This is a genomic window from Nocardia sp. NRRL WC-3656, from assembly GCF_000720265.1.
Classification (GTDB): domain Bacteria; phylum Actinomycetota; class Actinomycetes; order Mycobacteriales; family Mycobacteriaceae; genus Nocardia; species Nocardia nova.
On sequence record NZ_JOJF01000026.1, the window covers coordinates 49,258 to 72,439 of the forward strand.

At 63.6% G+C, this 23,182-nt stretch carries 12 protein-coding genes; all 12 read right to left on the reverse strand.

Going from position 1 to position 23,182, the window contains the following annotated elements; translation table 11 throughout:
- Nucleotides 1–43: 43 nt before the first annotated feature.
- The 12 genes from IG65_RS0127030 to IG65_RS0127075 all read right to left on the reverse strand — a co-directional run bounded on the left by IG65_RS0127030 (nucleotide 44) and on the right by IG65_RS0127075 (nucleotide 23,157).
- The gene (locus tag IG65_RS0127030) at nucleotides 44–664 is read right to left on the reverse strand and encodes a hypothetical protein (protein WP_156055782.1); all 621 of its coding nucleotides are present in this window, start codon (nucleotides 662–664) and stop codon (nucleotides 44–46) included.
- Nucleotides 665–696: 32 nt separating this feature from the next.
- Nucleotides 697–1,905: a cytochrome P450 gene (locus IG65_RS0127035; protein WP_030517773.1), complete on the reverse strand. Its 1,209-nt coding sequence runs from the start codon at nucleotides 1,903–1,905 to the stop codon at nucleotides 697–699.
- The gene (locus tag IG65_RS0127040) at nucleotides 1,902–2,564 is read right to left on the reverse strand and encodes a glutathione S-transferase family protein (protein WP_030517774.1); all 663 of its coding nucleotides are present in this window, start codon (nucleotides 2,562–2,564) and stop codon (nucleotides 1,902–1,904) included. The genes IG65_RS0127035 and IG65_RS0127040 overlap by 4 nt, the downstream gene beginning before the upstream one ends.
- A complete protein-coding gene (locus IG65_RS0127045) occupies nucleotides 2,564–5,557 on the reverse strand; it encodes a type I polyketide synthase (RefSeq protein ID WP_051756944.1) in 2,994 nt (997 codons plus the stop codon). The genes IG65_RS0127040 and IG65_RS0127045 overlap by 1 nt, the downstream gene beginning before the upstream one ends.
- Complete coding sequence (locus tag IG65_RS0127050) at nucleotides 5,554–10,869, reverse strand: type I polyketide synthase (RefSeq protein ID WP_030517776.1); 5,316 nt, start codon at nucleotides 10,867–10,869, stop codon at nucleotides 5,554–5,556. Before IG65_RS0127050 ends, IG65_RS0127045 begins: the two co-directional genes overlap by 4 nt.
- Nucleotides 10,862–17,437, reverse strand: coding sequence for a type I polyketide synthase (locus IG65_RS36130; RefSeq protein ID WP_231509460.1), 6,576 nt, complete (start codon nucleotides 17,435–17,437; stop codon nucleotides 10,862–10,864). The genes IG65_RS0127050 and IG65_RS36130 overlap by 8 nt, the downstream gene beginning before the upstream one ends.
- A gap of 280 nt (nucleotides 17,438–17,717) precedes the next feature.
- Nucleotides 17,718–18,002 (reverse strand): muconolactone Delta-isomerase family protein, encoded by a 285-nt coding sequence (locus tag IG65_RS0127060; RefSeq protein WP_030517778.1) that lies wholly within the window; start codon nucleotides 18,000–18,002, stop codon nucleotides 17,718–17,720.
- Between the two features lie 447 nt (nucleotides 18,003–18,449).
- Entirely contained in the window at nucleotides 18,450–18,965 is a 516-nt protein-coding gene (locus tag IG65_RS37985) for a hypothetical protein (protein WP_156055784.1), read from the reverse strand.
- A gap of 349 nt (nucleotides 18,966–19,314) precedes the next feature.
- A complete protein-coding gene (locus IG65_RS37175; RefSeq protein WP_081879793.1) occupies nucleotides 19,315–19,731 on the reverse strand; it encodes a DUF3224 domain-containing protein in 417 nt (138 codons plus the stop codon).
- Between the two features lie 10 nt (nucleotides 19,732–19,741).
- The gene (locus tag IG65_RS0127070; protein ID WP_197039934.1) at nucleotides 19,742–21,253 is read right to left on the reverse strand and encodes a UbiD family decarboxylase; all 1,512 of its coding nucleotides are present in this window, start codon (nucleotides 21,251–21,253) and stop codon (nucleotides 19,742–19,744) included.
- Nucleotides 21,250–21,864 carry a UbiX family flavin prenyltransferase gene (locus IG65_RS37180; protein ID WP_231509449.1) on the reverse strand — a complete coding sequence of 205 codons (615 nt, stop codon included), beginning with the start codon at nucleotides 21,862–21,864 and terminating at the stop codon, nucleotides 21,250–21,252. The genes IG65_RS0127070 and IG65_RS37180 overlap by 4 nt, the downstream gene beginning before the upstream one ends.
- 429 nt (nucleotides 21,865–22,293) lie before the next feature.
- Nucleotides 22,294–23,157, reverse strand: coding sequence for an SDR family oxidoreductase (locus IG65_RS0127075; protein ID WP_051756948.1), 864 nt, complete (start codon nucleotides 23,155–23,157; stop codon nucleotides 22,294–22,296).
- Nucleotides 23,158–23,182 lie beyond the last annotated feature (25 nt).

Genomic DNA, 23,182 nt, shown 5'->3' on the forward strand with positions numbered 1-23,182 from the left:
GACAGCCATGACTCCAGTGACCATTCAGCCCCCGTGGGCGCTGTCACCCCGGCGTGCAGCGGCCCCGAGACCGAGTTCCGACCTTCCGTACCACGATCGCGCCATAATCTCGACTCGGCGGATCCGGATAATAGTCGGGGACTATGTGGTTCCGGTCGGGCACAACATAGTCATGTCCTCGGTACATTTCCAAGAATGGATCGACCAGACAGCCGCCGAGGGTAGTGAACGCGTAATCCCGCGCGTCGATTTCGCCGAACCGCCGGCAATAGGCGTCGTAGCCGGGAATTTTCGCTCCGGTCAGAACATAGTGGAGCCCGAGGCGTTCGGCGAGTTCGATCGGTATCTCCATCATCAGCCCGTATGCCGAGCTACCACGAGAGCTACGTTTCAGCGATCCGGAGGCCAGATATATCGCGTTCGCGGTGTCCAGATCGATCTCTGGGTAGTATCCGTGAGCGGTCACCGTATCCCAATCACTGAGTTCCGTGACTCGACCGGACTCATACCGCATGGGGAAGCCCATCAGGGTTCCGATGACCTCGCCGTGCTGTTCGAAGATCCAAAACCCCTCGGCGAATACCCCAATACGCCTGGCCATCTGGTCACGGCTTGCCCGCTGGGGTTCCTCCCAGTCCTGCTCGACACCCATGATCTCGTCCAAATCATCCATTGTCGCTTGCCGTACCGATACCGTCATCGAGTCCCCCAAGCAACTGGAAGCCGCTCCAAACCGTGCACGAACACACCATCCTTCCATCGCAATGTATCCGGATCCGTAGCGAACCGCAGCCGGGGAAAGCACCGCACCACGGCTGCGACTGCCACCGTGGCCTCCAGCCTCGCCAACGATGCGCCGAGGCAGAAGTGCAATCCGTGCCCGAACCCCAAGTGCCGGTTCGGCGCCCGAGTGATGTCGAACCGTTCCGGTTCGGGAAACCGCGCCGAATCATGATGTGCCGACAGCAGCGAAGCGACGACCAATTCCTCCGCCGGAATGACCGTTCCCCGAAACTCTGTGTCGGTCAGCGCGAAAGCGCCGGTGCTGTTCTTCACCGGCGGGCAGTAGCGCAGCACCTCCTCGATCGCCTGCTCGATGAGCGAGGGATCCAAGCGCAGACGTTCGAATTGTGCCGGATGCCGCAGCAGCGCCCATACGCCGTTGCCGATGAGGTTTGCCGTCGTTTCGAAACCCGCCACCGTGAGCAGGAAGATCATGCTCATCAGCTCCACCGGCGATAACCGATCACCGTCTGTCTGCGCCTCGATCAACGCGCTGGTGAGGTCGTCTCGCGGCCGGCGGCGCCGCAGCGCGATGAATTCCTCGAGATACCGCTGGAACTCGATCGCCATGCGACGAAGCGCGGTGAAATCTGCCTGCGAGGGCGGAGCGATCAGGATCGCCGTCCACTTCCGGAACCGCTCCTGATCTTCGATCGGTATCCCGATGAGCTCGGCCAGCACCGCGATCGGCAGCCGGAACGCCAGTGCATCGAGCAGGTCCACCGAATCCTGCTGCCGCGCCCGGTCCAGCAGCTTGTCCGTCGCGGCGACGGCATACGGTCGCAACCGGGAAATCCGGCGTGCGGTGAACGCCTTTGCGACCAGCGCACGCATTCGGGTGTGCTCGGGCGGATCGGCATAAAGCATATGTTTGTCGAGCCGGTCGAATTCGGTGACCCGGAAGTACCGCGATCGCGCCGAGTCCGACAGTTTCCTTTTGTCTTTGAGGAAACGACTGTCGCGAAGCAACTCGGCGACATCGGCAAAACGCGTGACGTGCCACTCCGGCGCCTGCTGATGTGGGTTGTACAGGCGGAGGATCGGTGCCTCGCTACGCATCCGCGCCAATGTCGGCAGCGGATCGACACGCATATGGCTGCCCCACAGGTCGAAGGAGTTCATTCCGGCCGCTCCAGCACCCGCCCCACCCGACGCCAAGCCTCCCGGCCGCTGATCTGCCGCCACCAACGCGCCAGATGCGGCCGCGCCCCGATCAGGTCGCCGCCGCCCGAGGCGACCAGGTACTGCAAATACGGAAGCCAGGTCACTTCGGCGAGAGTGAACTCGGAACCGGCGAGGAATTCCTGATCGGCCAGCACGGCGTCCGCGACGTCGAACGCGGTCGCCAATTCGCCGCGCGCCGCGGCGACCGCGTCCGCGTCCGGCGGCGGCGGAAGGTATTTCGCACCCGGGCTCGCGCGAATGATGTCGTATACCGGGCCGCCTCGTACCAGCTCCCATACCGGGCCACTGACGTAACTCTGCTCGACGCTGATCCACTGCTCCATCAGCCCGTGTGACCTGATGTCGCTCGGGGTGAGCGACAGCCCCGGCAGCCGCCGGTCGAGATAACGGATGATCGCCCGCGACTCGTACAAGACGAACCCATCGTCTTCCAGCACCGGAATCTCACCGAACGGCTGACGTCGACGGTGCTCCGGTGATTTGTCGTGCCCCGCGAGAACGCTCACCTCGACCAGATCGGCGTGTTGATCCTTCTCCGCGAGTACCATCAGCACCTTGTGGGTACAGGCGCTGGTGGCCGTGCCGTACACCTTCATCACGCGATGTTCTCCATGTCGTCGGTCCCCTCGGCAAGGGTTTTCATCAGATATTCGGTGAGCGCCCTCGGAGTCGGATGCTCGAAGGCGACTGTCGCCGGTAACGCGAGCCCTGTTCGTGCTACGAGTTCGTGTCGCAACTGCACGGTCATCAGCGAATCCATCCCGAGGTCGGAGAACGGACCATCGACGGGCACATCCGAGAGGGATGGCAACTGCAGCAGGGACGCGACGTCGTTACGGATAGCCGCCTCGAGCGCCGCCGCTCGTTCCTCTTCCGGGAATCCGATCAGCGAATCCACCCAGTGTGCCGCCGGCACCGCTACGGTCTGCTCGCCCGAGGTCGCCGGGGAATCGAGCCAATGACGTACGCGCTGCCAGGGATAGTGGGGCAACGTCACGACCGGACGCCGAACCTGGTGCAGGCCGGAGAAATCCACCGGATAGCCCGCGGTGTAGAGCGCCGCGATCGAGGTGAGCAGCGTGGCAAGCTCCGGTCGCCCCCGACGCAGGGTCGGTATCGCCGCCGAGATGCCCAGACAATTGGCGATATGTCCGGTGAGGACCGAATGTGGTGCTATTTCCAGAAACACCCGCTGTCCATCGGCGGCTGCCGCGTACAGGGCGTCGGTGAACCGGACAGGCTCGCGGACGTTGTCCGCCCAGTAGTCAGCGGTCAATTCGGTTCCGGCGACTCGGTTTCCACGCACCGTGCTGTATATGGGGCAGGTGGCGGTGCCGCATTCGACCGCGGCCAGTTCTCGTCTCAGCTCAGCGGCGAAGGGACGCATGGCAGGCGAGTGGAACGCGTATCCAACCGACAACCACCGGCTGTCGACACCCTCGTGCTCCAGGTGCGTCACGACGGTCCGCAATTCACTCACCGCACCCGACAGGACCACCGACGCGTCGTCGTTGACCGCCGCCACCGCGACCGAAGTTCCCGATGCCGCAAGTGCGTTCGCGATCTCGTCGGGGCCCGACACAACCGCGACCATCGCCCCCGAATCGTCGGCGCCGGCCATGGCACGGCTCCTGGCCACCACGATTCTGACCGCTTCCGGCAGGCTCAGCGCGCCCGCGATGTGCGCGGCGGCGATCTCGCCGACGCTGTGCCCGATCACCGCGTCCGGTCGAATTCCCCACGACGACAGCAGAGCCGACAGTGCGATCTGGCAGGCGAACAGTGTCGGCTGGGCGATCTCGGTGCGACGCAATCTCGATTCGCACTCCGCCGCCGCCAGTTCGGCGAGCACCGAAATCGGTGCATGCTGTGCGATCAGCCGATCGCATTCCTCGAGCGCCGTTCCGAAGACCAACTCACTGTCTCGCAGCTCGCGGCACATACCGACCCACTGAGCGCCTTGCCCGGAGAACACGAAGGTGAGCGGAGGTGGTGCCACCACACGTGCCGGTGCCGCACCCCTGCGGGCGTATCCGCGCAGTTGCCCCGCCAGTTCGGTACCGGACGCGCCGACGACCGCCATCCGCCATTCATGGTGATCGCGCCGGGCCCCCGCCGTGCACGCGATGTCATATGGATCGCCGTCTCGCTCCAGGACATCGGCATGCGCGACAGCCAGTTCCGCCAGCGCTACCGGGCTGCGCGCGGACAGCGGAAGCAGCACCGGTCCGCGCCCAGGGGGCACCTGTTCGGCGCGCGGCGCCTCGGCAACGACGACGTGCGCGTTGGTGCCGCTCATGCCGAACGAACTGACGCCCGCGATTCGCGGGGTTTCACCCACTGGCCATGGGATCGCGCTCGCCGGAATCACGAACGGTGTTCCGGCGAGGGAGATTCTCGGATTCAGCGCACTGAAGTGCAGGTTGCGCGGGATCTCCCCGTGCTTCAAAGCCAGCACCACCTTGATCAGTCCCGCGATGCCCGAGGCGGCCTCGAGATGGCCGATATTCGTCTTGACCGCGCCGAGCGCGCAATCGCCACGACCGAATTCCGTAGTAGTGCCGAAAACCTCTGCGAGCGCTTCGATCTCTATCGGATCTCCCAGTGCGGTGCCCGTTCCGTGTGTCTCCACGTATCCGATTTCGGCGGGACGCACCTCGGCATCGGCCAGCGCGTCGCGCACCACCTCCCGCTGTGCCAGCGGATTCGGCGCCGTCAATCCGGCCGACCGGCCATCGGAGTTCATCGCCGAGCCCCGCAGCACCGCCAGCACGCGATCGCCATCGGCGATCGCCTCGCACAGCCGCTTCAGGACGACGATCCCGCACCCCTCGCCGCGTACGAATCCATTGGCGCGAGCGTCGAAGCTGCGGCAGCGACCGTCGGGGGAGAGCGCCTGCAGATCCGCGATCATCTCGGTAACCGAGTCGTCGAGGACGAGATTCACCCCGCCTGCCACGGCGAGCGAACTCTCCCCGCTTCGCAGGCTCCTCATCGCCAGGTGCACCGCAACCAGCGACGATGAGCAGGCGGTGTCGACTGCCAGGCTCGGTCCGCGCAACCCGAGCAGGTGCGACAACCGGCCCGGTCCGAAACAGTGGGCCGTTCCGGTGCCGGTATAGCCGCTCGTGGCGCCGGACCGGGCGCTGAGTAGCAGGTAATCGTTGCCGCTCATCCCGACGAAGACGCCGGTTGGACTGTCTGCCAGTTGCTCGGTCACCACTCCGGCGTCTTGCAGTGCTTCCCAGGCGACTTCGAGCAACAGCCGGTGTTGCGGATCCATCGCGTCGGCTTCAGGCGGCGAGATTCCGAAAAACGCTCCATCGAATCCGTCCACCATGGGCAGAAAGGCGCCCGTTGTCGTGGTCCGGTCGGTTCGTCGCGTCACGGCATCGATACCGTCGCTGAGCGATGTCCAGAAAGATTCGGGATCGTCGGCGCCGCCCGGGAACCGGCAGCCCATACCGATAATCGCGATGGGCTCGCTCTGCTGCCGGCGCAGTCGCGCGACTTCGGCTTCCAGCTTGCGCAGCGTGGTCGCCGCTTTCATCAATTGAGAGCGGTACCGTTGTTCGTCCGCGGGGTTCACGTGAGTTCCTCGTTTTCGAGGCGGTCGATCGAAGCGTCGATATCCGCCAGCAGAGTGTCCATGTCCAGGTCGTTGAATTCGTCGGCGGTACCGGTTGGCGCCGACAGGCCGAGCGCGTCGATCAACTGTTCGGCCAGTGCGAGCACGGTAGGCGCGCTGTACAGCAGCGACGCCGACAGCCGGATGTCCAATTCCGACTCGAGTCGATTCCTTAGTTCGAGCGCCATCAGCGAATCGACGCCCAAACCGATCAGCGGTGCCTTGTGGTCGATCAGTGCCGGATCGAGGTGCAGAATCCGGGCGAGCTGCTCGCTGACGAAGGCAATGAGCAATTTCGGACGCTCGGAACCGGCAGCGCGACGCAGCCGACCCGCGAACTCGCTTGTTCGCCGGGTGGACGGTTCGTGGTCACCGACTCGCGCGAACAGCGACGAACCGGCCAGGGACGGGTAGGACGCGAGCCATTGCCGCACATCGAGATTCGCGGCCACGATCTGGCGGGCGCTACCATCGAGTAGGCGACCGAGGATGTCCGTGCCCTGATCCGGAGTGATGGTACCGACTCCGCGATGCGCCAGGCGCCGTCCATCCGACTCTCGATCCGCCATGATCCCCGCCTGCGAGTACAAGCCCCAGTCCACGCACAACGCCGTTCTGCCGCTGTGTTCTCGGTAGCGTGCGAGACCTCCCAGAAACGCGTTGGCGGCCGCGTAACTCGCCTGCCCGGGCGAGCCGAGCACCGCCGCCGCCGAGGAATACATGACGAAGAAGTCCAGATCTCGGTCCACCGTCAATTCGTGTAGGTTCCACGCGCCGCGGACCTTCGGCGCCAGGACTCGATCGAATTGCCCGGGGTCGAGCCCCGCGATGGTTCCATCGTCGAGCACCCCGGCCGCGTGCAGTATTCCTCGCAACGGCGGCATCCGGCCGTCGATGCCGGCGAGCAGGTCGGCGACCTCCGCACGGACAGCGACGTCGGCACGCGCCACCACGACCTCGACGCCGGCTCCCCTGAGTTCGGCGATCGCCGCTTGTGCCTCGGCCCCCGGCTCGCGTCTACCGATGAGCACCAGGTGGCGGGCGCCTCGCGCCGTCAGCCACCGGGCCAGACCGATCCCGAGTCCGCCCAGTCCGCCGCTGATCAGATATGACCCGTCGGCTCGTGCCCGCGCCGGCTCGATATCGCTGGAGTCGAACCGGGTTCGGGCCAGTCGGGCAAGCTTGCGTCCGCTTTCACGCAGTGCGATCTCGTCTTCGCGATCGGCCCCGACGAGTTCGGGAAGGAGTTCCGCCGCGCAGCGAGCCGGGGCCCAGACGGAGTCGAGATCGATACGGGCGCATTCCAGTTCGGGATGCTCGACGCTCAACGTCCGTGCCAGTCCCCACAACGGAGTCTGGGAAACCTCGACACTTTCGTGCCCCACCCGCTGGGCTCCCCTGGTGACCAGCCACAGCCGTGGATGGTCGCGTACCCGCAGGCGAGCCAGCGCGCGGGCGAGCCGCACCGTGGTCAACCCGGCGATGTGCTGGTCGGTGGTCAGGGTATCGGCGGTGACGTACTCGGTGGCAGTGGTGTCCAGGCTCCACAGATGCACTACCCCGGCACAGCCGGACTCACTCTGGACAACCTTGTCCACCAACGCGTCCCAGGCGGAGTCGTCGACGGTGTCGATATCGTCCCGGTCGATCAGAACGCAGTCCTGGCCGACTTGTTCGAGTAGCCTGGCAAGCTCGGCGCCGACGCCGATCGAATCGGCGAGCACCAGCCAGGTGCCGGCAGCACGGCAGCGCTCCGGCACTGTGCGGGAATCCGCTGCCTCCCAGTCGACCCGGTAGAGCCAGTCCCGGTACGGCCGTGGATCGGGCAGCCCGACCACCGTCATGCCCTCCACCTCGATCAGCACGGTGCCGTCCTGGGCGAGAACCAGCAAGTCACCGCAGTCGCCGGTGGAACCGGCCCGTGCGTGTACCCAGACCGGACCGGTCGGCGTCGCGTGCGTTCGAAGACGATCGATCCGCACCGGAACGACTGCCGCGCTGGGCAGTCCGTCGAGCAGGACGCTACCGAGCACCTGGAAGCAGCAGTCGAGCAGAGCCGGGTGACAGATGTACTTCGCGTATGGCGCGGCCGACTCCGGGAGCTCGACCTCCGCAATAGCTTCACCGGCGCGAGTCCAGATCCGGCGCACGCCGCGGAATGCCGGACCGTATTCGATGGCTCCTTCGGCATACCGTGCGTAATGCTCCCGCGCGGTGACCTCGGTGCGACACCGTTCCCGAACCGACGACGGCGCTTCCGCCGTGGGCGGCCGGTGGTCGGCACTGCCAACCACCCCCCGCGCACACCGCACCCACGGCCGAGAGTCGTCCGCGCGAATGTAGACCTCGAAACCATCAACGTCGCGGATGAATTGGACGTGGCCCGAACCATCATCTCCGAGGACCGCCATGCGCTCGAAGACGAATTCTTCGAGAGTCGACGATCGTCCACAGGCGCCGAGCGCCATCTCCACGTAGCCCGATGCCGGAAAGACCACCGCATCCTCGACGATATGGTCGGCCAGATACGGCAGCCGCAGTTCGCGCTCGCGTATCAGAGTGCCCGGTGTGGTCGCCGGCCTGACGGGGTCGCCAAGCAACGGATGCCCGTATTCCTGGTGAGTGGAGGCCGCCCGGTCCACCCAGTAGCTCCGGCGTTGCCACGGATAAGCCGGTAGCCGCACACACCGCCCGCCGGCGGGATGCGACGCGGGCCAGTCCACCCGATGGCCCCGGACATACAACGCGGCAAGCGACTCGAGAAACACCTCGCGTTCGTCGGCTCCGCGCCGCCCGGATGCGACGGCAGTGCCGCCATCCTCCTCGATGGAGGGCAGCAAGACCGGGTGCGGGCTCAACTCGACGAAGATCGTCGGCCCCAGCGCGATATGCTCGCGGACTGCTCGGGAGAAGAGCACCGGCTCCCGGAGATTGCGGATCCAGTAGGAGGTATCAAGCTCAGCGTCAGTGCAGTAACGACCGAGGACGGTCGACCACATCGGCACCGCCGCGATCATCGGTGTCAACGCACCCAATTCCCGAGTCAAATCGCCTGTAATGGCATCGACTTGTGGACTGTGCGCGGCGACCTCGACCTTGACGCGCCGGCAGAACACTCCGGCATCGGTCAGTCGGGCCATGATGTCGGCCACGGCCTCCGGGGCACCGGAGAGCACCGTCGAGCGTGTGCTGTTGCCGGCCGCGATCGAGACCCGGTCCTCGAACCCCGATATCGCCGCGCTCGCCCGGTCATAGGTGAGCTCGACCTGCACCATCGCACCCCGACCGGCCAGCGTGCGTAGTAATCGACTGCGGCGGCAGATGATTCGTACCGCGTCTGGCAGCGAATGGACGCCTGCCACATACGCGGCGGCGACTTCCCCCATGCTGTGACCGATAAGCGCGTCGGGCTCGATCCCCTTCGACCGCCACAACGCCGCCAACGCGACCTCTATCGTGAACAGGGCCGGTTGGACGATATCGGTTCGGTCCAGGCGAGATTCGGACGGATCGGCGGTCAATTCGGCGATGACCGACCAGCCGGCTTCGCTGCGGATCGCGTCGTCGCACGCTTCGACGGCCGTGCGGAACGCGGGCTCGCTGTGGAACAGCGCGCGCCCCATGCCGAGCCATTGCGAACCCTGCCCCGGGAAAACGAAGACGATCCGCGGCGGATCGTTGTGCTCGGCGCCCGGCACCAGCCGTTGTGTCCCGTCTTCCGACACCACCAATGCCGCGCGGTGCTCATGATGGTGTCTGCGGATCGCTGCGGTGTAGGCGATCTCGGTAATCTCGGCCGGACGCTCGTTCACCGTGTCCCGGTACGCGGTGACCAGTTCGGCCAGCGCCTGTGGATCGCGCGCTGAAATCGGCACCAGCACCGGTCCGGTAGGTGGCACGGCCGCGGGGGACTCGGGCGGTTCTGGCGGTTCTGGCGGTTCGGAGATGATGACATGCGCGTTGGTTCCACTGATGCCGAACGAGCTGATTCCCGCCATTCGTGTCGCGCCATCGCGCCGCGGCCACGGAATCGGTTGTCTCGGCAGGATCAGAGCGGTTGCGTCGAGATCGATCCGCGGATTGAGGGTGCGCAGGTGCAGGTTCGCCGGAATCCGCTCCCATCGAAGCGCGAGGACGGCCTTGATCAACCCGATGACACCGGCAGCCGCCTCGAGATGACCGATATTGGTCTTCACCGCACCCAGCACGCAGTGTGAGTCGTCCGCCCGGGGGGCGCCGAGTACATCGACGAGCGCGTCCACTTCGATCGGATCACCGAGTGGTGTTCCGGTGCCGTGTGTTTCGACGTATCCGATGTCGGAGGCATCGGCGCGGGCGCTGCGCAACGCTTCAAGGAGCAACGCCTTCTGCGCGGCCACGTTCGGCGCCGTCAGCCCGGATGAGCGACCGTCGGAGTTCACTGCGGACCCGCGGATCACCGCGAGGATGGGATCGCCGTCGGCCACGGCATCGGACAGCCGTCGCAGGACCAGTACACCGCTTCCCTCACCCCGAACGTAACCATCGGCCAAGGCGTCGAAGGTCTTGCAACGCCCGTCCTCGGAAAGCGCCTGTGAGCTGGACAGCATGTCGGTCATGTCCCGGTCGAGTATCAGGTTCACCCCGCCGGCGAGTGCCATGGAACTCTCGCCGGATCGGAGGCTCTGCATCGCGAGATGTACCGCGACCAGAGACGACGAACACGCGGTATCCACCACCATGCTCGGCCCTTGGAGGCCGAGAGCGTAGGACAGTCGTCCCGCGGGAAACGCGTGCCCGTTGCCGGTCACGGTGTAGATATCGCGCTCGCCGGTGCTGAGGCGGTCGTAGTCGGTGACTACGACACCGGCGAAGACACCGGTTCGCGAACCGGTCAAACGGTCCGGCAAAGCGTGCCCGGCCTGTTCGAGCGCCTCCCACGCCACTTCCAGCAGAAGGCGCTGCTGGGGATCCATCGCTTCGGCCTCCCGAGGCGAGATACCGAAGAATGCCGCGTCGAATCGGTCGACATCGGACAGAAACCCGCCCCAGCGCGTCGCGGCGGCGCCATGGTCGCCGGTGGCCCACCGCTCAGGCGGTACGGGGCCGATCGCGTCGACGCCGTTGTCGATCAATCGCCAGAACTCGTCGGGATCTGTGCCACCACCGGGCACCCGGCACCCCATTCCGATCACCGCGATCGGCTCGGTCTTCGCCCGCAGTTCTCGGTCCAGCCGTGTCCGCAGCGTCTGAATCGCCGACAGCGCCTGCTTGACGGATGTGGTTTCAGTCATTGCCAAGTTCCTGTTCAACCAGCCGGACACTTTCCAGCAGCATGGCCTCGGCTTCGGCGTCGGACAGCAGTTCGAAGTGGTCGTCACCGGACAGTTCGTCCGCCGGTTCCGAAACCTGTTGCGGGGATGGCGATTTTTCCGCCTGTAGTTCGCCGATGATGAATTCCGCCAGCGCCGCGATGGTGGAGTAGGTGAACAGCAGTGCGACCGACAGCTGAACCCCGAGTGTGGACTCGAGCCGGTTGCGTAGCTCAACCGCCATGAGCGAGCCCATGCCCATTGCCTGGAACGTCGCGCCGCTGCTCACGGTCGCCGGGTCTCGCTGCAGGGTCAACGAGACCTGCTCGGTCAGGTGTGCCTCGATCAGCGCGACTTGTTCGGGCCCGGCGGCGGCCGCGAGCTCGATGGCGAAAGCGGTGCGTGTCCGCACCGCACGCGTTTCGATCTCATCGAACAGTGGCGAACCCGCTGCCGCCGGGTACGACGCGAACCAGTGTCGGAGATTCAGGTCCATCAGCACGAGTCGACCGCCTTCGGCGCCGAGGCCATGGTCCAATGCACGAGGAAGGCTTGCCGTGCGCACATCCGTAATGCCGTGTGCCGCGGTCTCGGTCGCGGCGAACTGCAGACTCAACGCGGGCCGACCCAGCCCGCGGCGGTGATGCGCGATCGCATCGATCCGAGCGTCGTCTGTGGCGTCACCCGGGCGTCCGAATATCGCGGCGACCGAGGAACAGAGTACGAACAGTTCGAGTTCCCGGCCCAGGGTGTGCCGATGCCACCGCCACGCACTGTCGGCGTCGCCCATGTGGACCAACCCCCGCACTGGGGCCGCCGCGGTTTCGATATCGGCGATCAGACTGTTCGTCTCATGGTCGCGGTCGGATGTGCCGATGGTCATGACCCTTACGCCCGGCAGGCCGATCGGCCCGGTCCTGCCGCCCGCCGCGACCAGGATGACGACATGACGGGCGCCGCGGTCTGTCATCCAGCGGGCGAACGGTTCGCCTTCCGTCGAGTCCGGGCAGACGATCACGTACGTGCCATCCGACCGCAATTCCGCGGCGCGCGCGGCGACTTCCGGCAGCTTGACCAGTCTGGCGGCGGACCATCCGCGTGGACGCAGCGCGACATCGGTCTCCCGATCGTCACTCAGCATTCGCGACACCAACATCACTGCCTCATCCGGCGTCGGCCGCGTGGCGAGATCCACCCGGGTGACCGATAAGCGAGGGTGCTCGAGCCCAATCGTCCGGCCCAGTCCCCACAGGGCCGCCTGGTCCACATCGACCTGCTCCGTATCCTCGCCGACGACTCGTGCAGAACGGGTTATCAGCCACAATCGTGGCTGTTCACGCCATCCCATCCCGATCAGCACCTCGGCTAGCACCTTCGCGTGCGAGGTTCCGAGACTGCCCATATACACCACACCGACCGGCGCGGGCCCCGAGAGCGCCGCGCGCAACGTTTCGATCGAGTCGGCTGCCGGTCCGACGACCAGATCGCAACGGAGGTTTCGGGCTCGCAGCAGATCGGCGATTTCGATTCCGATGGAGTCCTCACTCGCGAATACGACCCAGCGACCCTCCTGTTGTGGCATCGGTTCCGGGGACGGGACATCGCGCCACCGCACGGCGTAGAAGTGATCGGCGATCGGATCGGAATCCGCGGGCGGAAGTGCGCGCAGCTGCACGCCCCGGGCTTCCACCAGCGTCCGGCCGTCCTCGTCGAGGAGGTAAAGGTCACCACCCGAGCCGGCCGATCGGCCGTACGCCCAGACCCGGGGCGGCGGCGTGCGGTACACCCGCAGCCGAGCAATGCCGGTCACCACAAAGCTGCCGGACCGGCCATTGCACAGCGCGACCAATGCTTGCAGCCCGCCGTCGAGCACGGCGGGATGGAACCGATACTCGGTGCGACCGGAAACAGCCGGAACTGTAAGCTCGGCAAGCACTTCTCCCGCACCGAACCACAGTGCTGTGACCGTACGCAGGTGCTCGCCGACATCCAGTCCCGCCGCCGCAAGTGCCCGGTAATGATCGGTTCCGCTCCGGTGCGCGGTGCTGCGTGCGCGGATCGTGTCCGGTTTCTCCCACTCATCCGTGGGGCCGGTATCCGGGGCTACGGCGGCCCGCGCATGCCGCACCCAGTCCGGACCGCGGCGGCTGAACAGCTGGAAGTCGTGGCTGCCCGTAGCGATCACCGACTGCGTCGTCGGCGGCGCCGATACAGTCGACTCCAGTGTGCGTTCGAACGTCAGCTCCGTGATCTCGACCGCCGCGGTTCCGTACGCCTGTGCGGCCGCAGCCGATGCCATCTCGGCGATAACGGCGGCGGAAACAACAGCCTTCCCGCGCACGGTGAGATCGACCAGATAGGGCAGGTGTGCGGGATCCAGAGCACGTTGCCAATACCATGTTCCGGCCTCGACCGCCGACACCATGCCGGTACCGAGCAGGGGATGGCCGGTGGCGGCGCGCGCGAGCACGGCATCGTGGTCCGCCTCGAGCCAGTAACGTTTCCGCTGCCAGGGATAGCCGGGCAGCGAAACCACCCGGCCGGTGCCGAGCAACTCCTCGAAGTCCACCGTGCACCCGGCCGAGTACAGTGCCCCGGCGGCGCGCAGCAGCGCCGACCGTTCGTCCTCGTCCCTGCGCAGCGACGCGATGGCGAAACCCTCGACGTCGCGAGGTGCGAGACATCGGTGGATGTTCTCCATCAGGACCGGATGCGGACCGATGTCCAGGAAGACTCGGTACCCGTCGCAGATCGCGGCGTCCATCGCCTCCGCGAACCGCACGGTTTGCCGGATATTTCGCGCCCAGTAATTCGAATCGAATCGCTCACCAGCCATGAGCTTTCCGGACACCGTACTGTATAGTGGCAGCCGACTCGGCTCCGGTGTCAGCGAGTCGAGTGCCTGCGACAACCTGTGTGCGGCCTGATCCATCTGCGCACTGTGGAATGCGTAGCCAACCCGAAGTTGACGAGCGGCGATACCGTTGCGGCGCAGCTGTGCGAGGAAGTCCGCGAGCGCGGCGCCGCTCGCGGAGACAACGGTCGAAGAAGGGTCGTTGACAGCCCCGATGCACACTGTCCCTCGATCTTCACCCAGCAGCTCGCGCACCCGGTCGACGGGCAGTTCCACCGAGGCCATGCCGCCCTCCCCGGTCACGGCAGCAGCGTGCATCAACGTACTCCGGTGGTATACGACCTCGATGGATTCGGCAAGCGACAGCGCCCCGGACAGATATGCCGCGGTAACCTCGCCGACGCTGTGACCAATCACCGCATCCGGCGCCACCCCCCGGGAATGCCACAATCGCGCGACCGCGACCTGGATCGCGAACAGGGCCGGCTGTGCCACCTCGGTCTCGTGCAAGCGGCTGCGGCCAGCCGGCGCGGTGAGTTCCGCCACCAGCGACCACCGAGTCAGTGGCTGTAGCAACTCGTCGCATTCCTCGATGGCCGAGCGGAACACCGGCTCGGTCAACAACGCACGGCCCATACCGGCCCACTGCGAGCCCTGACCAGAACATACGAAGACGACTCGGCTTCGCTCGCCATGCGGCACGTCGCCCATCCACGCATTGCTCGGCGCACCGCCCTCGGTCACGGCCTGCAGGGCATCGGCCAGTTCATCTGGTGTCGAGCCGGTCACCGCGAGCCGGTGCTCGTGATGATCACGCCGTACCGCGGCGGTGTAACAGATGTCGCTCAGTGCGGTTTCGTCGTCACCGCCGAGCCGGCGTGCCAGCGCACTCGCCGATGCCCGCAACGATTCGCGCGATCGAGCGGAGAGGACCAGCAGTTCCGGTCGGCCGCGGTCCATCGCCGGAAGGTGGGCAGCCCCACGGACATAGAGCTCTGCCAGCGAATCGAGCAGTGTCGAGCAGTCGCGGTCGCCTCGCTGCAAGGTCGGTAGCGCAAGGCCTCCGTTGCTCTCGACCACGGAGGTGAGAATCGGATGCGGGTCGACTTCGACAAAGATGCGCTTGTCATGTGCGAGCAGGCGGCTCATCGTCGTTCGGAAATACCACGGGTCGCGTTCGGTGCGTATCCAATGGTCGGCGTCCAACCGCGCGCCGTCCATGCACTCGCCGGTGACGGAGGAATAGAACGGAATTCGGGATTCACCGGGCCGGACATCGGCGAGCGCCGCCCGCAAACCGGGTACGATCGGATCGACATAGCGACTGTGTGAGGCGTAGTCGACTCTGATCCGCGCCGAACCGATCGACAGCTTCGTCAGTTCCTCTCGCGCGGCCTCGATCGCCCCGCGGGCACCGGATACCACGGTGGAATTCGGCCCGGCCTCGCCCGCCACCCACAACTGCCCCTCGTATTGCGAAACCAGATCGGTTGCCTCGGTGACCGCCAGGTTGAGTACGGCCATCGCACCACGCCCCGAGAGGGTGCTCGCCAGCGCACTACGCCGGCACATGATCGATACCGCGTCATCGAAGGCGATCGCACCCGCAACGTGCGCCGCGGCCACCTCGCCCATGCTCATCCCGGCCACCGCATCGGGTTCAACGCCCCGTTCTCTCCACAGCTCCGTCAGAGCGATTTGCATCGCGAAGAGGGCGGGCTGAGCCAACTCCGTGCGTTCGAGCCAGTTCTGGTTGGTCGACGTGAGCAACTGAATGAGAGACCAATCGACGTGTCGGCGAAACGCCGCCTCACATCTATTGATCGCGGTCCGGAACGCCGGCTCGCGCAATAGCCAGGCACCCATCCCCGTCCACTGCGATCCTTGTCCGCCGAAGAGGAACGTGATTCTCGGCGGGTCTGCTTCGGCTATCCCGCTGGTGATTCCAGCGCCGGTGTAACCGTTGCAGAACTTCTCCGCACTCTCCGAGAGATCGCCGCGATCGCGCACCGCCAGCGCGAGCCGGTGCGAACCTTCCCGCGCCGAAGCGCACCGCTGAAACGGTGGTGCCGGGTCCCGACTTGCCGCCAGCTCGCGCGCGCCGTTCCGAAGGCCGTCCGCGCTGTGTGCGGCAACCGAAACCAGGTGGATAGGTGTGGTTTCACCACTTTCGAGGATCACGTGGCAGTTCGTCCCGCCGAACCCGAATGCACTCACCCCCGCGATAAGGCGCCTTCGGCCATCTCCTCGCCATACTTCCGGCCGCCGAAGCACCCTCAAGCCCCATTCCGCGAACGGAATGTGTGGATTGGCATGCTCGAACTGGCCGGACGCCGGCAGCATTCGATGCCGCATAGCCAGCAACACCTTGATCAGCCCCGCGATCCCGGCCGCCGGCTCCAGGTGCCCGATCACGCTCTTGACCGAACCGATTGGCAGCCTCCGGTCGAGCGCTCGTCCGACGCCGAGCACAGCGCCCAGCGCGCTTGCTTCAATCGGGTCGCCGAGAGCGGTCCCCGTCCCGTGCGCTTCGACGTAGTCGACATCCGACGGCGCGATGCCCGCCCGGCGATACACGTTACGCAGCAAAGATTCCTGAGCCGGCCCGCTCGGTGCGGTCAAGCCATTGGTGAAACCGTCGTGATTCACCGCGCTGCCCTTGATTACGCCATAAATCGGATTGCCATCAGCGAGCGCCTGGTGCAGTGGCTTCAATACGATCAGACCGGCACCCTCGCCGCGGCCATAGCCATCAGCACGCGCATCGAATGCTTTCGACTGCCCGTCCGGCGCGAGCGCCCCGAGCCGCTCGAGCGCGTGCGTCGTATCCCGCGCCAACATCAAACTCACACCGCCAACCAGCGCACTATCGCATTCGCCCGCGCGGATGCTCTGTACTGCAAGATGCACAGCAACCAAAGATGATGAGCATGCGGTATTGACCAGCAAGCTCGGACCACGCGCTCCCAGCGTGTACGACAATCGGGCCGGAATGATTCCAGGATCACCGCCGGACAAGGTGTGTTCGGTCACCAACGCCGGATCAGTACGGATAGCGGCTCCATACTCATTCCACATGGCACCGACGAACACACCGGTTCCGCTGCCCACCAAACCTCTCGCTGGAATACCCGCGTCATCGAGGGCTTCCTTCATCAATTCCAGCATCAATCGTTGCTGCGGATCGATATGCGACGCCTCGCGCGGGGAGATGCCGAAGAATTCTGGATCGAAAGCGTCGATGTCCGTGATGAACCCGCCGCGGGGCGCTCCGGCTTCGCCCCATCGGCCCACCGGCGGCTCGGAGATGGCGTCGACGCCGGTGCTGAGCAGCTCCCAGAATGCCGCGGCGTCGGGTGCGCCCGGGAAGCGACAAGCCAGACCGACGATCGCGATCGGCTGCATCACCACCCCAGCCACATCGACGTCCTCCGGCAGTTCCGTGACTCCTGCCAGCCAGCCCGCCAACGAATCCGGAGTCGGATGCGCCCAGATCTGGGTAAGTGGCACCGGTTGCCCCGTAACCTCGCTCAACTCATTCGCAAGCACTATCAATGTCGATGAATCGAGCCCGTACCGGCTGAACGGTTCACGTCCGTCGACCGAGGTGGGGTCCAGTTGGCGCAGCTCCGCCACTCTGGCGATCAGCCAGTCCCGAATATTCTCCAAAGGCCAGGCCCTCATTTGCGTGGCCACCTCCAACGCAAAATTCCAATTAGCGCATAACCGGCTGCGCCCGCCGCGCAAAGATGAGCACACTACTGTCCTGGGGACGAATAGCTGCGTCTATGCTAAGTGAATGAGAAAATAAGACAGTTGGCGCCGACGAGCTTTCCGATTCGGGCGCGTAACGGATCGCCCAGACATCACAGATCCCGAACAATTCAGAGCACGACACGATAGAGAAAGCATCATACTACTTCGTACGAATACCAGGTTTGCGCCGACGAACTGAACAAACTCCTTGCCGGACGCGCTACGCCGCACCGAAGCCGCGATAAGGACTCAACGGAATGACGGTGAACTCCGACACCCCGGCCGCTGCCATGGGCAACTCGGCCACCATCGCGTTCGCCTGGGCGGTATCGGCGGCCTCGATGATGAAGCAGGCGCCTGCGGTGTCGCCGCGCAACCAGATCTGGCGGACGACGCCGTTCATGTAGAGACCGCGCGCGTGGGCGGTCTCCGCGGGCAGGATCCGCTCAAAGTCCGCGTCGGTGAAGGTTTCAGTGCGGCGGCGGCTGAGGACCATAAATTGCATTGTGACTCCGTATCGTCGGTGTGGATGGACCAGTGTCTCGCCGGATGGGTTCCTCCGGCGGTAGTGCGGCTGCCCCACCGCTGGGATGCGAGGGATAATTGACTCGCCGCTCACTGTGATTTGGGGGACTACTTGCTTACAGTGAGTGCGAGACCCGGGCGTATGGCGTACCAGGGGGCGCTCGATCCCGGGAACCCGTGTCGCGCAGTGAGATTCGAATGAACGACACTCACCAATTCGCGTTGATTGGAGGTGGCATAACCGGACCGGTGTCCGCCGTGTGGCTGCCGGAACCCGGTGACCACGCTCCCCCCATATGCAGGGTGCCATCAACCTCAACGCTAGGATGCGTCCCCCGATATGTCGCCAGTACAAGAAAGACCGACCCCCCAGCGGCCGCTGCCGCGTTGTCGGCCCGATGCCCACGGCGAAAACATACATCAACCTTCATCGCCGATAATCTGAATCGACCGGGCCCATGCGAATGAAGTCGACATCCGCAACCTCCTTACTACCACCCTCCGAAAAGATAAGAAAGTCGGAGTCGAAGTGAATATATTCCTGCGTTACCATATCTTTACGCCAGCCAAACGGGATAAGATGAACAAGATTTCCCCGCTCCTCCACTCGATCTGCAAACTCATGCAGGATGTCCAACCCGCCAGAAAGTGCAGCCAGTACGTCGGGAACCTTACCGCCATAATTCGGAGAGGCGGGCAGCTCGATGTATCCGTCTAAGATTACGTACCCCACTTCTTGCATGGAGATTACACGCTGAACGCTCCGCACTGCACTGCCAACCAAACAGTCATCACCCGGCGCTATTAACAGCTTCAACAGGAGACAATCGAAGAACCTCATTTTCGCGCCAACCCTTGAATGGGGTAAGTCAATTGCGCAAGGGCCCGGATAGATGGGCGCATACTCCAGATATCTGTATCGGCTACCGGTAATATTCACCACCCACCCTCCTTTCTGATGGCTACGCTAAATAGGACCGTCGGATTCATCAAGCAGAAGTGGTTTCTCCATTTCCGGGACCACGGGGCGGACAGTCGACGGGCATATCTGATGCTATTCCTTCGAGCGCATTCGTCATCCGAGAATGCCAGAACTTCCGCCGCATGCGGCGACGAACATGTATAGACCTTAACAGTGGCCGGCGGTTGTCTTTTGCCACCAGCCGCACAACGTTTGGCAATACGCGCAATCAGAACAGCCACCACCGTCAGGCTAACTTCTGCGGCAAAGTCGCTGTACGCTGAGTCCGGCGCGGTCAAACCCAACGGCGTCGGGCGCAGCACCAGCGGCATTATTCAAACCAGTAGTCGAGCCACACCTCTGCAGAGGCACCTTGATTTGCTTTGAAACCGCCGACACCACGTAGGCCAGCGAGTTCCCCGGTGCCCGATCGCGGTACGACGAACCATTCTCCGATAACGACGTCGTCTGCAACAGTGCCCTGGTCTTGCAATAGGAACGTCCCCGTGCGCCCGGCGATCGCGCCGGACACGCGTTCGATGCCGACAAAGCTAGCGTAACCATCCACATCGCCGGATTGCAGAAATTCTACGACGCCATCGCCGGTTATATCGCCGCGAAAGCTCTCCTCAACATGAACACGCGTGATTGCCGGTCCACCCGCGGACGTGGCGTCAGCTGTAATGGCTTCGTATTTCCGTACAGTAATCCACGCTACGGCGCGAGTAGATTCATGTGCCGCACTCATTGTATTCCCCTCATTCGTAGCCGTATGTGTTCCAGTTCGCCAATACTCGTTGCTGTATTTCGATTGGCCATCCGTTTTCAAAGCTGCCTTTCACCGGCCGCCGGCCGCTGGGATAAATGTCGGCGAGCAGACAGTTATAAATCACCTTTCCCGCCTTGAAGCTATGCGCTTCCTCCTCGGACAGATAGACAGCAAGTTGGTCCGACACTGCGGGAGGATAATGGAATTCGCCACGGGCAAGATCCGGGTGAGATCGGGTGGCAAAAGCCCAGACCACTTCGTCGAGCGCGGTAATATCTACATCATCCTCGACGACAAGGATTTTCGGTGCATTGACGGAAGGTTTTCCGGTGAAGATCACTTTCGCGATTCGGTCGACCAGCTCGTGCGAGTCCAGGCCAGTTGCTTCATGCCAGTCCTGGCGTACAGCGAGGGTAAGCCAGTGCACCGCAGCTTCGTAGTTGTACCAGGCCGAGGAGATCGGGAGACTGGCTTCGCGCAGCAGATATAGTATCTCCGCGGCACTGGTGGTTCCGATGATAGTGTGGTCTTCCTCGACGGGCGGCCCCGCCGCGACTGTTGGCTGGATAGCGCCGTCACGATATGTGATCGCTGACACATGAAAAACCTGCTTCAGAGAGGCTTCTGTAGCGTTGTAGCCCGGAAATTCATTAAAAGGCCCCTCCATCACGGTCTCGTCAAGCGAAATATGACCTTCGATAACGATTTCCGCGGTCGCCGGCACCATCAGATCGACCGTCTCGGCCGGGACTACCTCGATGCCTTCACCGAAAAGCGCACCTAAGTAGTGGCTTTCGTCTGCGCCCTCTGGGAGAGGCATTCCACCAACCCAGGGCAAGGCTGGCTCGACCCCTATTGCGAGCGCGATCGGCATAGGCTCACCGATCTCAGTCCATTTAGATCGAATGATGCCCAAATGCTGCGGGGCCGGGATCAGGCACGCCAGGGTCTTCTTGTCAGCAATCATCATCCGGTTGATCGACCAGTTCGTCCATGACCCATCTGGCGTCTTCACGATGTTCATTCCATAGGTCTGGATATAACGCCCGCCATCATTGCCATGCAACTGCGGGGTGGGAAATATGAATAGGTCGATATCGTCTCCAAGCAGCACATTCTCTTTGCAAGGCGCCTGCTCGCTATCGACGACAACTGGCGCGATACCTGGTCTCGCCCTGGCAGAGGCCAGCACATCGACGATCTCTTGCCCCGTGGCATCCGCCGGCAGGCCGAGAGCGAGAGCGATTCGGGCGAAGCGGTGCGCCGGCCCTGACAAGGCACCCGGTGCGCCCAACACGCGAAATCCCGTATTCCAGTAATCAGCGATGTTTGTAAACAATGGCGCGGGAGCCTGCAAATCGTAGGTCCGCCGGATGATGGCACCTATTTCCAAGTTCCAATCTACCTCGGCATCAATCTGTTGAATCTCGCCAATACGATCCAGTTCGGCGATGAATTCACGGAGACTCTTTAAATGACTCATGGCATCCACTACTTTCATTCGCCCCAGCGGGGCATATTTAAAACTTCGACATCCAATAGATCCAGTGCCCTCCCGACACTGTGATCGATCAATTGTTCCACGCTGTCCGGACGCAGATAGAAGGCAGGCACTGGTGGCATCACGATGCCACCCATTTCGGTAACTGCTGTCATCGCCCGCAAATGCCCTAACGTAAACGGCGTCTCACGTACCATCAACACAAGGCGCCGACGCTCCTTCAACGTCACGTCGGCCGCGCGAGTGAGCAAATTGTCACCATTTCCGTAGGCGATTGAGGACAAAGTGCGGATAGAGCAAGGTGCCACCAGCATTCCCGCGGTGCGGAATGAACCCGACGCAATTGCGGCACCTATATCGGCCGGTCGATACACGACGTCAGCCAGCGCAGCTAGTTCCTTCGCGCTGACCTCGGATTCGTATCGTCGCGTCTGCTGACCGGCTGCTGTGACAACAAGATGGGTCTGCACGCCAGCCTCGCGGGCTAATTTGAGAGCCCGGACACCATAGGCAAAGCCGGTGGCGCCGCTGATGCCGACAACCAGCCGCGTAGGCGGCTTACATGAATCTTCTAACACGTTCGCATACTCTATCCGCTGTTTGCTGACCACTCTTTGTCCATACGCGCACGGCATTTTTCCACACACGTAAGCAACTACATTTCAAGCGAAGTGTTTCGGGAGCAATCCGAGCACGCTCATTGCATGGCAAGAATCGTTAATCTTGCCTCGCCTCGTATGGGCATCCACCGAACCCGAACTGGATATCCGGATAATAGTCGAGGACTATGTGGTATATCTTCGTAGCACAACCTGGCGGTGGTGCTGCTACTTGCGACTGAAAGGAGCTCCTCGGCGATTTACTCGTCGTACGCAACCGTGCAGCGCCGTGTTAATTCATCGATGCTGTCCCGATCGAGACGGCGGCAGAGGTCGTAGTCAGTGCTCTAGTCGAGCCAAGACTATCATCGGCGTACGATTTGCCGCAGGGATATAAAAGAATCGTCGAGGACGCACAGGAAGACGGTGCGTCTATTATTATTAATTCTCGTTCTCGTTCTCGAAGAATTCTGTCAGGTGATCATCTCCAGTTGTCGCCGCCACCATATCCATCCCCATAACCGACAGAAAGAATTGTAGTGGCCCGCTGACACTTTCGGGCGTCAGCAATCCGGCGAGACGTCCGGCCGTCCCGGTAAGGGACGAAGGCACGTGCGTAATCCGCACAGGACGACCGGCGGCGGAGAATGCGGCTTCAGCGATCTGGTTATGAGAAAGTACGTCCGGCCCGCCGATCTCAATGTCGGCCGCAGGGTCCGCAGAGACTGTGGTAACACAGAACTGGGCCAGATCAGCACCGGAGATCGGATTTATCCGGCGACTGCCGTCGCCGATGAGGTACACGCGTCCCTTCTGCGCCATCGTCAGGAATTCACGCATGTCCGAGAAATAACCCGTGGGACGAATAACGGTCCCCCTCACCGGCGAGGCGCGTAGTTCGTCGACGAAACGTTCCTTCGCCGACGCCAGACTGAGGCGATCGCGCAGCTCACGTCCGTGCAGCACAGAGATGTAAACGAACCTCGAAACCCCCGCCTTCTCGGACTCTCGCAGGAGTGCTAGATTCCCGCCATAGTCGACCTGGTCGTAACCTACTCCGTCACGCTGACGGGTGATGCCGATGCTGGAAAATACGGTGTCCACTCCGTCAGCTATGCCGTGCAACGTATCGGCGTCCGTGACCTGACCAACAAACACTTCGTCCACGTCGGGGAGAGTCTCCGCCTGTTCCGGCCGGCGCACGAGCACACGCACCCAGCAGCCATGCTGCTTGAGAGCCGCGACCAAGTGCCGCCCCAAGTAGCCTGTCGCGCCAGCGACCAAAACCCGTGTCATTGGCTGCATCGGTTGATTATTCGCGTTCTGGAAG

Bases quoted from the DNA above. Each gene is read 5' to 3' on its own strand.
- IG65_RS0127040 (WP_030517774.1), bottom strand. From the start codon at position 2,564: ATGAAGGTGTACGGCACGGCCACCAGCGCCTGTACCCACAAGGTGCTG.
- IG65_RS0127070 (WP_197039934.1), bottom strand. From the start codon at position 21,253: ATGAAAGTAGTGGATGCCATGAGTCATTTAAAGAGTCTCCGTGAATTC.
- IG65_RS37175 (WP_081879793.1), bottom strand. From the start codon at position 19,731: ATGAGTGCGGCACATGAATCTACTCGCGCCGTAGCGTGGATTACTGTA.
- IG65_RS0127075 (WP_051756948.1), bottom strand. From the start codon at position 23,157: ATGCAGCCAATGACACGGGTTTTGGTCGCTGGCGCGACAGGCTACTTG.
- IG65_RS0127050 (WP_030517776.1), bottom strand. From the start codon at position 10,869: ATGACTGAAACCACATCCGTCAAGCAGGCGCTGTCGGCGATTCAGACG.
- IG65_RS0127035 (WP_030517773.1), bottom strand. From the start codon at position 1,905: ATGAACTCCTTCGACCTGTGGGGCAGCCATATGCGTGTCGATCCGCTG.
- IG65_RS0127060 (WP_030517778.1), bottom strand. From the start codon at position 18,002: ATGCAATTTATGGTCCTCAGCCGCCGCCGCACTGAAACCTTCACCGAC.